This window comes from Sphingobium sp., assembly GCF_032153725.1.
GTDB lineage: Bacteria > Pseudomonadota > Alphaproteobacteria > Sphingomonadales > Sphingomonadaceae > Sphingobium.
The window spans coordinates 1-14,192 of record NZ_JALDYQ010000014.1 but is presented as its reverse complement, the minus strand read 5'-3'; the positions used below and the strand labels follow the sequence as shown (position 1 = coordinate 14,192).

The window sequence follows — 14,192 nt, the reverse complement described above, 5'->3', positions numbered from 1 at the left end:
AGCCAATCATCGGGCGAGGAAATCACCGTTCTCGATCCGCGCCAGCGCGCCGACGTCCCGATTATAAATATAGGCCCATGCCTCGACCGGGCCATTTTCGCCCCGCACCGTCAGCCGTTCGCGGCGATATTCGTGCGGATCGGGGAAATGTTCGGCACATTCCTCATGCTCGTCCAGAATGGCGAGGATCGCGATAGCATCGGGCAGCGCGAACAGGTCGCCCACCACCCTTTCCGATCCGCCCGGCACGAAGGCAGGATAGCCGTCGACTTGATAAAGCCTGCCCTGCGCGGTCGCCCCGCCAAGGTGGCGCGCCACGCTCCTGATCCAACCCGCCATCGCCCCGTCGAAACCGGGGCGGAGCGTGCCGTAGACGAAAAGAAGCGAATCCTTGACGGGCATATTCCCCACTTGCAGCAAATTTGACCAACTTAAGGGAATTTTTGCGGATGAAATTGCACCCCACCCCGCAAAAACGCCCGAAAACGCGCGCAGAATGAAATTGGCACGGCTCCTGCAATCTTCACGGCATCACGGCCGGATGGTCCGGCCCCGCCACTTTCAGGGAGTAACGCCATGTTCATCACCAAGCTTCAAAACGCCGCCTTCGCCCTTGCCGGCGCGCTGCTGATCGCCAGCCTCTTCATCGGGGCCGCCGTCCCGATCACGCCGATCGCCTGATATCCCATTCCAACAAGGCCAGATTCATGAACAACAGCTTCACCCTCGACCGTCGCAATGGCAAGATCATGGGCGTGTGCGCCGGGCTTTCCAATCGCTCCGGACTGGATGTCACGCTGATCCGCATCGCGCTTGTGCTGCTGACATTGTGCGCGCTGGGGCCGGTCGGGGTCGTTGCCTATCTGCTGGCCGGCTGGCTGGCAGAAGGTTAAAGGTCAACGAAAATAAAAAAGCCGCCCTTGGATATATCCGGGGCGGCTTTTTTGATGTCCGTCAATGACGCTATGGTCGGGAGCATGTCGCGCTCAGGCAAACAGCACCGAATAGAAGGTCAGCATCTGCGCGCCAACCGCAACCATGAGGGCAACGCCCTGAACCGTGTGTCGCATATCGTTCGTCCTGCAAGTTGTTCTTTTATGTCTGCCTTGTCGGCGAGAGGGTCTATGCGCCCGACATGAAACAGTAACAATCGCAAAGGACGACTTCGCAGTTGCAGCAAATGCAACAGTCGCTGTTACCGCAAAGCCACGATCAGCGCTTGCGCGGCGGCGGGCGCGCGGACCTTGGCGCCGCTGATGAAGAAGACATAGGCATCGCCCTGCGCGCCATGACCGCGGGCCATGGCGGCCCAATGGGCGATCTGGTCGGGCGAATAGCCGGTCGGTTCCTCTGCCCGCGTGCGCATCAGCCGGGCGTAGGAAAAGCCGACATCATGGCCACGAAGCGCGGGATATTCGGGGTGATCGGCATGGACGACCGCTACCCCGGCATCCCGCGCCAGGTCGAAGAACAGGGGGTCATCGAAGCTGTCATGCCGCACCTCCAGCGCGTGGCGCAGGGATATGCCGTCAACTTGGGCGGGCAGCAGCTTGAGAAAGGCGCCAAAGTCCTCCGCATCGAATGTCTTGGTGGGCATGAACTGCCAGAGGATGGGACCAAGCCGGTCACCGAGTTCCGTCAGTCCCTGATTGACGAATTTCGCGATCGAATCACCAGCTTCCGCGAGGACACGGCGGTTGGTGCAGAAACGCGAAGCCTTGACCGCGAACTGGAAGCCATCCGGCACCATTTTGGCCCAGCCGGCAAAGGTCGCCGGCTTTTGCGTGCTGTAATAGGTCGCGTTGATCTCGGTCGCGGTCAGATGCGCGCCGACATAGGCCAGTTCGTCCTTCTGCCGCAGCCCTTCGGGGTAGAAGGTGCCGCGCCATGGTTCGAAAACCCAACCGCCGATCCCGACCCTGATCTTTCCGCTCATGCTGCGCTCTCCTCTTGCGGGGCATCCTGATGGGGAATGACGGTCAGGGCCAGAGCCAAAACCCGATCAGCGCGCCGGTTTCCGGTTGAGGCCGAGCAGCCACGGCTTGACCCCACGCGTCGCATGCGGCGTGCCGTCCAGCCGTTTCGCGCGAATGATGGCGATGGGCCGGATGATCATCTGCCCCCGCATCGGCCCCGATCCGCAACAGGTCGGCACGGCGAGGATTTTCTTCACCACATCCATGCCCCCGACCACATGGCCGAAGGCGGCATAGCCGATATAATCGCCTCGCGCATCCATGTTCGGCGTCGGCCCGATGGTGATGAAGAAATTGCCCATGGCCGAATTGGCGCGGTTGGGCCGCGCCATGGAGAGCGTCGCGTCGAGATGCCTGAGCCCTGTCCGCGTCGTCGGCTCATGCCTGATCGGCGGCAGGGAGCGGCGCGCATCGGTATCGATGCCGCCCTGGATCAGCCCGAGCTTCGGATCGCTCTTCCGCCGCGCCGCGCGGTAGAAGGTTACGCCGTCGAAGCGGCCATCATCCACATAGGTCAGGAAATTGGCGGCGGTCAGCGGTGCCCGGCGATTGTCGGTCGCAACGATGATCGTGCCGACCGAGGTTTCGATCGCGACGCGGGTATAGCCGGGCGTCGGCCGGTTGGCGGGCTGCGCAAAGGCGGAACCGGGTAAAAGGGCAAGCAACAGGGCAAGGCAACACAGGGCAGCAGGACGCATCGGCAAGAAAGTACGCTCTCGAAGATAAGGATGTGTCGCCAAGGCTAGAGCGCCTGCGCGCATGGTGCAACCACGCGACAGGCACCCAGGGAAAGGGGAGTATGGGACGCATCCCTCCCCCAACCCAAACATTGCATGAAGAGCTTCGGCAAAATAGCGCTTCCCTGTGCATCTGGTTCATTATCAGGGAATTATTAACCATCGTTTCCTAGTCAGTTGCCTTGACGGTGGAGGTGGGGATGGCGACTATTTTGGTTACGGGGGGATCGGGCTTCTTCGGGACCCTTTTGATCAGGCAATTGCTGGATGACGGCCATAAGGTCGGCAGCATCGATCTTCTGCCCAACACGATCGTTCATCCGCATCTTCGCTCTGTAGTCGGCGATATTCGGAACCGGGCCGACCTGGACATATTGTTTGATGATTGCAGGCCCGATGCCGTGGTCCATTGCGCAGCGCTGCTGGCGCACGGTTCCATATCGGACAAGGAACTCTGGTCGTCCAATGTCGACGGAACGCGGGAGCTGGCCGAAGCGACGGCGGCAGCGGGCGTTCGCAAGCTGGTCAATCTATCGAGCAATTGTCTTTGGGGTCAGGGATTCCATCGCCCCGTAACGGAAGAAGACGAACCTGCCCCCTGCGAACTTTATGGCCATAGCAAATGGGAAGCGGAACGCATTCTCCATGCTCGGCAAAACAGCTTCGCCACAACCACGATACGATCTCCGACCATCATCGACGAGGGGCGGTTGGGCCTGCTCGCCATCCTGTTCGAATTCATTGCGGACGGGAAAAGGGTCTGGACGGTGGGCAAGGGCGACAACCGCTATCAGTTCATCTACGCGGCGGACCTGATCGATGCAATCATGCGGGCCTTGGGGCAGGATCGTTCGCATATCTTCGGCATCGGGTCCGATGCCGTATCGACGATGCGCGAAACCTTTCAACACGTCATCGATGCCAGCGGCAGCCGCTCCCGACTGGGGACGCTCCCCAAACTGCCGGCCATCGCCGCCATGAAGCTTGCCCATCATCTGGGCATTTCGCCGCTTGGCCCCTATCATTATCGAATGATCGCATCGTCCTTCGTCTTCGATACGAGCAGGATCAAGGCGGAGCTGGGCTGGCAACCCACGCTGACGAACCGCGAGATGCTGCTGCGGGCCTATGATTATTATCAGAGAAACCGCAGGGAAATCGCAGGGCGCAACGGCGTATCCGCGCATCGCCAGGCTTCAGCGATGGGTGTCATACGCATCCTGAAATGGGTGTCCTGAGCTTCGCCCGCGATGGCGCTCGCCCTGGATGGTCGCTCCGTGACCGCACGCACGAAAATGGCGGTCATTGGATGGCAATGGCCGTTGCTGACCCTTTACGCCGTCTGGATTCTCTATGTCGGCCATCATCATGAGCCTTGGTTCGATGAAGCGCAGGCATGGTTGCTCGCGCGCGACAGCACTCTCTGGCAATTGCTTGCAGAACGCGTCCGCTATGAAGGAAGTCCCGGCCTCTGGCATCTGATCCTCTGGACCCTCATTCGCTGCGGCCTTCCCTACGAAGCATTGTACCTCGTTCCGGCGATCTTCGCGCTCTCAGGCGTCGCGCTGCTGTTCTGGCGCGCGCCTTTCCCTCCATGGGTCCGGATATTGATCGCCTCCTCCTATTTCTTCGCCTATCAATATGCGATCGTCGCGCGCAGCTATTCGGTCGACCTGCTGCTGGTCCCGCTCGCTGCCTTATGGTTCGCTGATCGAACCGACCGACCGGTTCGCTATGCCGTCGTGATCGGCCTGATGGCCAATCTCAATGCGCACGGATTTCTGGCCGCGGGGCTTCTTGGCCTGGAACTTCTATGGCGCTTGACCAATGGTTCACGGCTGCCCGGCGCGAAGGGCGGGGCGGCGTTGTTCATCGCCGGCACGCTTGGGCTCCTTGCACTGGTCACGGCCTGGCAACCTGCGGACAATGGATTTCTGCCTGCCATACGCGACCAGCCGGTTTACATCGGCATGGAGTTCGTCCGTAACGCATTCGTCGACGGAAACCTGCCTTTCGGAACAGGCCGGTCGGACCTGTTCGAACTTGTCCTGGGGCTTGAGGCATCGATACTGCTCCTGATGCCGTCCGTCGGTCTTGTCCGCGCTGCTGGTCATGGCATTTTTTCGCTGGCAATACTGACTGTTCTCGTCAGCTTTTCCATATTGACCTATGCCAGTGCCTGGCATGGCGGCTTCCTGTTCCTTTTCTGGATATTCCTGCTGTGGATCAGTTGGCCAACCATGGTTTCCGTCCCGGCACGCCGTTGGCAGTTGGCAACGATTGCCATCGTCTGTGCCTGGCAGGGGGAACAAACTCTCCAGACAGGTCTGTGGGACGTCGGGCATGTCTTTTCGCCAGGTCAGCAAGCCGCCACGATCATTGCAGGCTATCGCTCCGCTCATCCCGATGGGCGCATTGCGACTTATGGTTTCAAGACATTTGCGGTCCAGCCCTGGTTGAACGCCAATCCTTTCGCCAACTATCATGATGGCGCAGGAAAACCTGCCTATCTGAACTGGAAGAAGTCCGAGCCGTGGAAGCCGTTCGGCGCGAGCCGGGAATGGGTTGCCATATTGCGCAGTCATCCCGACCTGATCGTGGCATCGACCTCCCTGCAGAATGGCCGAAGAGATCAGTTGATGACCTATGCCTGCAAGGCAGGCTACGGCATCAGCGCGGCATTGCCGGGCGCCATGATGTGGCGAGGGCGCTTGGTACAGGATGATAGCATATTGATGCTGACAAAGGGCTCGGACGGCGGTTGCATCGGTTCACGCGCCCCCGGATTAAGTCCGGGGGTCTGAATTCACCAAAAGGGATGCTCCACCTTCGTACAACCGATGAGGGGAGCGAGCATCAATCATTTTCCCGTCAACGCAGCGAGGCAGGCGATCGGCAGGGCCAGCTGTTCCACAGCCATGCGCGGGAAACCGCTGAACAGCGCCGTTATATACCCGATCAAACATGTCATGCGTTCAATTCAAGGAGTTCCAACCCCTTGAATTATTGGTGACCCCTACGGGAATCGAACCCGTGTTTCAGCCGTGAAAGGGCCGCGTCCTAGACCGCTAGACGAAGGGGCCACAGGCAGTTCCGCGTGGCGGCGCTGCGAAGCGAGGCGGGCATTAGGCGGTGGCTCGGAAACGGTCAACCCCCTTTTCGTCATGAAAATGACGCGGAGCAAAAATTTGCCGATCGGCTCCTCAATCGGCCCAGGCGGCATCCTCCAGATGCAGTTCGGCGGCGGGGCGCGGGCCCCAATCGTCGATCTTCGCCCGCCCCGCGATCCACAGCCGCCGGTCACGGGGGGCGCCGAGAATCGCCTGGCCGAGTTCGGATTCAGCCTGGCGGAAGGCGATGGTTTTGATCGAGCGGCCATCGTCGCCCGCCATGATCGCGCGCAAATGGCCATTGCCGACCACGTCCGCCTTGATGACCCGCATCGGGCCGGAAGCGATCAGGGGCGCCGGCCAACCCGCGCCATAGGGTCCGCCCGCATCGATGGCGGCGACGAAATCCGGATTGACCCCCGCCGGGGCCAGCACCGCATCGATCAGCAAGGCGCGGTCGTCGCGCGCCCTGGCGACGGCGCTGGAAAGCCGCTCGTCCAGAAAGTCGGCCAGCGCATCCACCCTGTCCGCCGCGACCGTCAGGCCCGCCGCCATGGCGTGGCCGCCGCCCGCGACCAGCAGGCCGCTATCCTTCGCCGCCAGCACCGCCGCGCCCAGATCGACGCCGGAAATCGAGCGGCCCGATCCCTTGCCGGTGCCTTCCTCGTCAATGGCGACGACAATGGCGGGGCGGCCCGCCTTTTCCTTGATGCGCCCGGCCACGATGCCGATCACGCCCGGATGCCAGCCCACGCCGGATATCAAAGCCACCGCCCGGTTGCCCTGCGCGGTGAGCAGTTCCTCCGCCTCGGCCTGCACCGTCGCCTCGATCGCGCGGCGTTCTTCATTGAGCTGGTCGAGTTCAGCGGCAATCTTCGCCGCCTCCGCCGGGTCCTGGGTGGTGAGCAGCCGCACACCCAGATCCGCCTTGCCCACGCGCCCGCCTGCATTGATGCGCGGCCCAAGCGCAAAGCCCAGATCGTGGCAAAGCGGCGCCCGCGTCAGGCGGCTGGCGTCGATCAGCGCGGAAAGGCCGATATTGCGGCGCTTCGCCATGATCTTGAGGCCCTGCGCCACGAAGGCGCGGTTAAGGCCCTTCAGCTGCGCCACATCCGCCACCGTCCCAAGCGCGACGATATCGAGCAGCTCCATCAATGGCGGTTCGGATCGCTGAGCGAACCAGTTGCGTTTGCGCAGCACGCGGATCAGCGCCGCGCCAAGCAGGAACGCCACGCCCACCGCCGCCAGATGACCATGGGCAGCGGCTTCCTCCGCTTCATCGAGGCGGTTGGGGTTCACCAGCGCCAGCGCTTCGGGCAAGGCGGCGGCGCATTTATGATGGTCGACCACCACCACGTCGACGCCTGCCGCCTTCGCTTGCGCCAGCGCTTCGAAAGCCTGCGCGCCGCAGTCGACGGTGACGATCAAGCTCGCGCCTTCGCCCGCCAGCCGCACCAGCGCTTCGCCCGACGGGCCATAGCCCTCCATCAGCCGGTCGGGAATATAGGGCCGCGCCACGAGGCCCAGGTCGCGCAGCAGCCGGATCAGCAGCGCCGCGCTGGTTGCGCCATCCACGTCATAATCGCCGAAGATGCGTACATCCTCTTGGGCAACGACCGCATCGGCCAGCCGTTCGGCGGCGGCGTCCATGTCGCGGAACAGGCTGGGGTCGGGCATGAAATGGCGGATGGTCGGATTGCGATGCGCCTCCACCGCGTCACGCGGGCAGCCGCGCGCCAGCAACAGTTGCGTCACCAGATCATCGGGCCGATAGCCCGGATCGCGTCCATCCGCATTGCCGCCGCGCCACCGCCAGGGCTGGCCAAGGATCGAACGGGTGATGTTGAGCGCAAAGGTCATGTCCTTGCGTCTAGACCGGTTGCGATTCGGAGGGAAGCGCCTGCCGTCATGACGCGGGCGGAACCGAAGCAACCGCCTGCGCGTATTGGCTGTTCTCGCCGGCAATGGGCGCGGGACAAAAGGGGCAAAGCGGTTTCCATGGGTTCAAGGCAGGCGAAGCGGGTTCGGCGAGCCTTGGGTCTGATGATGATGGCGGCTTCTCCCTTCCCTCTGATGGCGCAAACGCCCCCGCCTCCCGCCCAGCAGGAGGAACCGATCCTGCCGGACAGCGAGTTCGAGGCGCGGCTCCCCAAGGCGGGCGAGGCGCCGCCAAACAGCAGCGCCCCGTTGCCGTCGATCGATGAATGGATCGACCAGCAGATGCCGCAGCCGAGTGCGGCGCAGGAACTGCCGCCTGCGGTCGAGCCTCAGGAGAACCATGAACTGGCGCAGCCGCTGCCGCCGCTCGATAGCGTGCAAGTACCGCTACAGGTCGCGACCGATACCAATCCCGACGAGAAGACCGAAGCGGTCCGTTATTCGGTGGCGATCGAAGGCTTCGGCAAGATCGGGCTGGAGGATGAATTTCGCGGCTCCTCTTCGCTGGTCGGCGGCAAGGGCAAGGCCGACACCGCCGCGATGCTTCAGGCCCGCGCCCATGAGGATGAAGCGCTGGCCGTGCGGCTGCTTCATTCGGAGGGTTATTATGACGCCACCGCCCTCGCCTCGCTGGATCAGGCTGGCGACGGGACGCTGAAGGCGGTCGTCTCGGTCACGCCGGGCAAGCGCTACAGGATCGGGGATATCGTCATCCATGCCGGGCCGACGGTGCCGCCGGGCCTGATCCGCGACAGCCTGCCGCTCAGGACGGGCGACTATATCATCGCCGCGGCGGTCGAGGGGGCAGAGGCCAATGTCGGCGTCAGGCTGCCGGAAAATGGCTATGCCTTCGCCAGGGTCGGACAGCGTGACATATTGCTCGATCCCGCGACGGCGACGGGCGACTATACGCTGCCGGTCGAAACGGGACCGCGCGGATCGTTCCGGGGGATCACGACCACGGGGGGGAAGCAGGCCTTTGGCGCAGACCATATGAAGGTCATCAGCCGCTTCAGGCCGGGCGAGCTGTATGACAGCCGCAAGGTCGATGATCTGCGCCGGGCGCTGGTGGCGACGGGGCTGTTTTCCAGCATCGCGGTCGATCCGGTCCACACCAGTCAGCCCGACCCGGACGGCACCGAATATGTCGACCTGAATGTCGCGCAGGAGGCGGGCAAGCCGCGCACGCTGGCCGGCGAGCTGGGCTATGGCACGGGTCAGGGCTTCCGCGCCGAGGGGACGTGGACCCATCGCAACCTCTTTCCGCCCGAAGGCGCGGTGATCGCCAGCATCATCGCGGGGACGCAGGAGCAGGGCGTTTCGGGCACCTTCCGCCGATCCAATGCGGGCAGGCGCGACAGGACATTCCAGACCGGGATCAGCCTCAACCACCAGAATTACGACGCCTATGAGGCCTATACGGCGGGCCTCAATGTCGGCTGGTCGCGGCAGTCGACGCCGATCTTCCAGAAGCGCTGGACCTACAGTTATGGCGCGGAAGTGCTGCTGACCAACGAACAGGTGGTGGTCGATCCGGCGACGGCGGACAAGGCGCGGCGGACCTATTTCATCGGCGGCCTGCCGGTGCAGCTGGGCTATGACCGCTCCAACGATCTGCTCAATCCGACCCAGGGTTTCCGCGCCAACCTGCGCGCGGAGCCGGAAGGATCTCTGCACGGCAGTTTCTCGCCCTATATCCGCGCGACCTTCGGCCTGACGGGCTATTATCCGCTGTCCGGCGCGCTGGTCATCGCCGGGCGAGCGCGTGTCGGCACGATCAGCGGCGTGGCGCGCGACGATGTGGCGCCGTCACGCCGCATCTATGCCGGCGGCGGCGGGTCCGTGCGCGGCTATGGCTATCAGGAACTGGGGCCGAAGGACGCGAACAACGATCCGATCGGCGGCCGATCCGTCAATGAATTCGCGGTCGAGGGCCGCTACCGCTTCGGCGACTATGGCGTGGTCGCCTTCGTCGATGCGGGTCAGGTCTATGAAAGTTCCATGCCGCAATTTTCCAACATCCGTTACGGTGCCGGTGTCGGCGGCCGTTTCTACACCAATTTCGGCCCCTTCCGCGCGGACATCGCCATGCCGATCAACCGGCAGCCGGGCGAATCGAAGTTCGCCCTCTATATCGGCATCGGGCAGGCATTCTGATGGCCGGAGAAACCGTGATCGTCCGCGAAAGGCGCGCCCTCTGGCAAAGGATCACCCTCGCGGTGGTCGCGCTGGTCGCGGCGCTTGCCGTGCTGGCCGCCGGGCTGCTGCTGTTCCTCAACACCCAGCCGGGCAAGACATTCCTCATCCGCCAGATCGCCGCGCTCAAGCTGGAGTCCGGCATGGCGATCGAGGTCGGCCGGATCGACGGGTCGATCTATGACGACATGACCATCCGCAATCTGGTGCTGCGCGACCCCAAGGGGATTTTCGCGGTCAGCCCGGAAGTGCATGTGGTGTGGAACCCCTTCCGCTACATCAACAACCATATTTCGGTGCGGCTGCTGGAAAGCCCGCTGGTGGTGCTGGCGCGCAGCCCGCAGTTCAACGTCACCCGGACCGACCCCAATGCCCCGATCCTGCCCGACCTCGACATCGACGTCGACCGGCTGAAGATCGCCAGATTCCTCGTCGCCAGGCCAGTGATCGGGCAAAAGCGGGAGATCGCCATTGATGGCGTGACGCATATCGCGGACGGCCGTGCGATCCTGTCCGCCAATGCTGTGGTGGACAGCGGCGACCGGTTGCAGGCCAGCCTTGATGCGGTCCCCGCGCAGAACCGCCTTGCCATGAAAGGCATATTGACCGCGCCCAAAAATGGCGTGATCGCGGCGATGAGCGGACTGTCCGATGGCTTCACCGCGATGCTGGATGGCAAGGGGACATGGCAGGCCTGGGGTGGCCGCGTGATCGCGACCTCGGCCAGGGGCGAGCTGGCGAACATCGCGCTCGCCGCCCGCGACGGCAATTTCACTGCCAAAGGTCCGGTGCGGCCGGGACTGGTCTTTGCCGGAACGGTCGACCGGCTGACGATGCCGCAACTGGATGTCGACCTGCTCGCGGGCCTCAATGAGCGGCGGGTGAACCTGAAAGGATCGCTGAAATCCCCTGCGCTTTCCGCCACGGCGAACGGCCTGATCGACCTTGGCAAGAGCAGGTTCGGCGCGCTTCGGATCGACGCGGCTTTGCTCACCCCCGGCGCGATCATGGAGAAGGTGAAGGGTCGCGATGTCCGCGCCTCCATCATCCTCGACGGGCCGATGGCGACGCCCTTCATCGACTATGACGTCACGGCGAAGCAGCTCGCCTTCGACGCCACCGGCATCGAGAATCTGAAGGCCAGCGGGCGCGCGGTGATCGATGCCGACCGCATCCGCATTCCCGTCAGTGCCACCGCCAGCCGCGTGACCGGCCTTAATGCGGCGGCGGGCGGCCTGCTGCACAATCTGCGGGTGAAGGGTGACTTCGCCTATGCGGCGGGCAAGCTGATCAGCGACAATCTGAAGATCGACAGCGATCGGGTGGACGCCACCGCCATCATTCTCGCGGACCTCGACAACGCCATTTATCGCGGCGCGCTGAAGGGCCGGGTCAATGATTACAAGATCGACGGCGTCGGCATCGTCAACCTCACCACCGATGTGCATCTGGTGCCGGGACCACGGGGCGGCTTCGGCCTCGACGGCAAGTTCGGCGTCCGCACGGCGCGTTGGGAAAATGCCTCGGTCCGCGATTTCCTAGGCGGCAATGCGGTCATGTCCGGGCGCATCGGCATGACGCCGGAGGGCAGGTTCACCCTCGCCGGCCTGAAGGGCGCGGCGCCCGATTTTCAGGTGCATTCGGGATCGGGCAGCTATGACACGGACGGCGCGATCAGCTTCGATGCCGCCGCTACGTCCCGCCGATATGGACCGCTGGCCCTCACCGTGCGCGGCACGATGGAGCGCCCGCAGGCCGTGCTGCGCGCCGCCCGGCCCAATGTCGGCGTGCAACTGCATGACGTGGTGGCGAAGCTCCATGGCGAGGCCGCAGGCTATCGGCTCGAAGCCACGGGCGGGTCGCCCTATGGCCCCTTCTTCGCCAATCTGCTGATCCGCACCGCGAAAGGCCCGCTGACCATCGACATTAGCAAAGCGCGCTTCGCCGGGGTCGACATGAACGGCCGCGTGCAACAGAGCGCCGCCGGTCCCTTTACCGGGCAACTGGCGATGAACGGCTCCGGTATCAATGGCGGGGTCAGGCTGGCGGCGGTAGGCAGGGCGCAGGGCGCGCAACTCAATGCCACCGCCAGCAACGCGAAACTGCCGGGCGAGGCCGATGTGGTGATCGGCCGGGCGCTGCTCACCGCGAACATGGTGATGACCGACCAGCCACAGATCACCGCCGACCTGCAAATGGCGAACGCGGCCTATGGCGATTATATCGTCCGCAAGGTGCGCGGGCGGATCGACTATCAGGGCGGACACGGCCGGGCGCAGCTGGTCGCGGACGGATCGACCGGCGCGCCCTTCTCCATCGCGATGAACGCCGCGCTGCGCCCCACCCTCTATGCCGTCGCGCTGGAGGGCAAGGCGAGCAACATCCCCTTCCGCTTCGCCCAGCCCGCCATCATCCGCATCGAGAAATCGGGCTATCGCCTCGAACCCGCGACCTTGGTGCTGCCGCAGGGCCGGGTCGACCTGGCGGGCCGCTTCAGCCAGCAGACGGCGGTGCAGGCGCGGTTCAAGGATTTCGACCTTGCCATTCTCAACATGGCAACGCCGGGGCTGGGCGTCAGCGGCAAGGCCACCGGCACGCTGGACTTCGCGCAAAATGGCCACGCCTTCCCGACCGCGACCACGCGGCTTGCGATCAGCGACTTCCGCCGCTCCAGCCTGACCGCCGTGTCCGACCCGGTGTCGATGGCGATCGAGGGCAAGCTGTCCGGCGCGGGCGGTGACATGCGCGGCCTGATCCGGCGCGGCAATGCGACGCTGGGCCGCTTCATCGCGACGCTGGCGCCGCCGGGACCGGGGGCGAGTTGGAGCGAGCGACTGCAATCCGCGCCCCTGGGCGGCGGCATCCGCTATGCCGGGCCGGCGGATGTGCTCTTCTCCTTTGCCGGGTTGAAGGGGCAGCAATTGACCGGCCCGATCGCCGTAGCCGCCGATTTCAACGGGCGGCTGACCGCGCCGCGCCTGAACGGCCTCGTCCGCGCCAATGCACTGACTTATGAGAATGAGACTTTCGGCACCCGCGTCACCCAGATGCGGCTCGATGGGCGCTTCACCCATGACCGGCTCGATCTGCGCGACTTTTCCGGCCGCGCGGGCGACGGCACGGTGCAGGCGAGTGGCACCATCGGGCTGGCAGCGGAAAGCGGCTATCCCATGGACATCGCCGTGAAACTGGACCGCGCCCGGCTGGCCCGTAGCGAAGCCATCACCAGCGTCGTCAGCGGCACGCTCCACATCAGCAACAGCCCCGCCAATGGCGGCCTGATCAAGGGTGACCTGTGGCTCCCCGAAACCCGCTATCGCGTCGCCTGGCAGGGCGGCACCGATATCCGCCAGCTCACCGGCGTGCGACGCAAGGGGGAAGGCACCGACCTGCTCGACCAGCGCCTCGCCGCGCGTCAGGCAGCGGCCAGACCCACGGCATGGAAACTCGACGTCCGCATCCGCGCTGATAATGAGGTCTATGTGACCGGCATGGGCCTCGATTCCGAATGGAAGACGAACATGCGCGTCACCGGCACCGCCACCGATCCGCGCGTGATCGGCAAGATCGAGGTGATCCGGGGCCGCTACAGCTTTTCGGGCCATCAGTTCGATCTGGAGCAGGGCGTCATCAGCTTCAACGGGCCGATGCTGAACCCGACGCTGGCGATCCGCGCCGAAACGAAGATCAGCGAGGTGACGGCGGGCATAGCGGTCGGCGGCACGGCGCAGCGGCCCGACATCGCCTTCGTGTCCACCCCGACACTGCCGCAGGACGAGATATTGGCGCGCATCCTGTTCGGGGACAATGTGGCGAACCTGTCCGCGACGCAGGCGATCCAGCTGGCCGCCGCGCTCAATGGGCTGCGCGGCGGTGGTGGCGGGCTCAATCCGATGGGCAAGCTGCAAAATGCCTCCGGCGTCGACCGCATCGGCATCGTCAGCGGCGATGAAGCGACCGGGCGCGGCACCTCATTGGCGGTCGGGCAGCATATCTCCAACAATATCTATGTGGAGGTGATCACCGACCCCAAGGGCTTTACCGCCACCCAGCTGGAAATCTCCCTGTCCAGGACGCTCAGCCTGCTGTCGAAGACCGGCACCAATGCGGGATCGTCAGCCAATCTGCGCTATTCGAAGGATTATTGAGCGCGGAGCAAAGGCGGTTATGGGTGGAAGGCGGACGGTCGGCTTAGCTGAGCATTCCTTGAAGCGCACCGTGTTCCTGCGCAGGCA

General features: G+C 64.1%; 9 protein-coding genes and 1 tRNA gene. 5 read left to right on the top strand and 5 right to left on the bottom strand.

Annotated features, from left to right (window positions below; genetic code table 11):
• Nucleotides 1–6: 6 nt before the first annotated feature.
• Entirely contained in the window at nucleotides 7–402 is a 396-nt protein-coding gene (locus RUH75_RS06770) for a gamma-glutamylcyclotransferase family protein (protein ID WP_313803451.1), read from the bottom strand.
• Between the two features lie 305 nt (nucleotides 403–707).
• Between RUH75_RS06770 and RUH75_RS06765 the strand changes: the two genes are divergently transcribed.
• Nucleotides 708–893, top strand: coding sequence for a PspC domain-containing protein (locus RUH75_RS06765; protein WP_313803449.1), 186 nt, complete (start codon nucleotides 708–710; stop codon nucleotides 891–893).
• 302 nt (nucleotides 894–1,195) lie between these two features.
• Here the strand turns inward: RUH75_RS06765 and RUH75_RS06760 are convergent, their stop codons facing one another.
• Nucleotides 1,196–1,936: a DUF72 domain-containing protein gene (locus RUH75_RS06760; RefSeq protein WP_313803447.1), complete on the bottom strand. Its 741-nt coding sequence runs from the start codon at nucleotides 1,934–1,936 to the stop codon at nucleotides 1,196–1,198.
• A gap of 66 nt (nucleotides 1,937–2,002) precedes the next feature.
• Nucleotides 2,003–2,674 (bottom strand): peptidylprolyl isomerase, encoded by a 672-nt coding sequence (locus tag RUH75_RS06755; RefSeq protein WP_313803613.1) that lies wholly within the window; start codon nucleotides 2,672–2,674, stop codon nucleotides 2,003–2,005.
• A 239-nt stretch (nucleotides 2,675–2,913) separates the two neighbouring features.
• Here RUH75_RS06755 and RUH75_RS06750 point away from each other — a divergent pair, with 239 nt between their 5' ends.
• Entirely contained in the window at nucleotides 2,914–3,951 is a 1,038-nt protein-coding gene (locus tag RUH75_RS06750; protein ID WP_313803445.1) for an NAD-dependent epimerase/dehydratase family protein, read from the top strand.
• A 39-nt stretch (nucleotides 3,952–3,990) separates the two neighbouring features.
• Nucleotides 3,991–5,517 (top strand): hypothetical protein, encoded by a 1,527-nt coding sequence (locus RUH75_RS06745; RefSeq protein ID WP_313803443.1) that lies wholly within the window; start codon nucleotides 3,991–3,993, stop codon nucleotides 5,515–5,517.
• 203 nt (nucleotides 5,518–5,720) lie between these two features.
• On the opposite strand, the gene RUH75_RS06740 is transcribed toward RUH75_RS06745, so the two are convergent.
• Nucleotides 5,721–5,796, bottom strand: a tRNA-Glu gene (locus tag RUH75_RS06740).
• Between the two features lie 120 nt (nucleotides 5,797–5,916).
• Nucleotides 5,917–7,683, bottom strand: a complete 1,767-nt coding sequence (gene recJ / locus RUH75_RS06735) for a single-stranded-DNA-specific exonuclease RecJ (protein WP_313803441.1) — start codon at nucleotides 7,681–7,683, stop codon at nucleotides 5,917–5,919.
• Between the two features lie 138 nt (nucleotides 7,684–7,821).
• Between recJ and RUH75_RS06730 the strand changes: the two genes are divergently transcribed.
• Nucleotides 7,822–9,918 (top strand): autotransporter assembly complex protein TamA, encoded by a 2,097-nt coding sequence (locus tag RUH75_RS06730; protein WP_313803439.1) that lies wholly within the window; start codon nucleotides 7,822–7,824, stop codon nucleotides 9,916–9,918.
• Entirely contained in the window at nucleotides 9,918–14,105 is a 4,188-nt protein-coding gene (locus RUH75_RS06725; RefSeq protein WP_313803437.1) for a translocation/assembly module TamB domain-containing protein, read from the top strand. Before RUH75_RS06730 ends, RUH75_RS06725 begins: the two co-directional genes overlap by 1 nt.
• The last annotated feature ends 87 nt before the right edge of the window (nucleotides 14,106–14,192 follow it).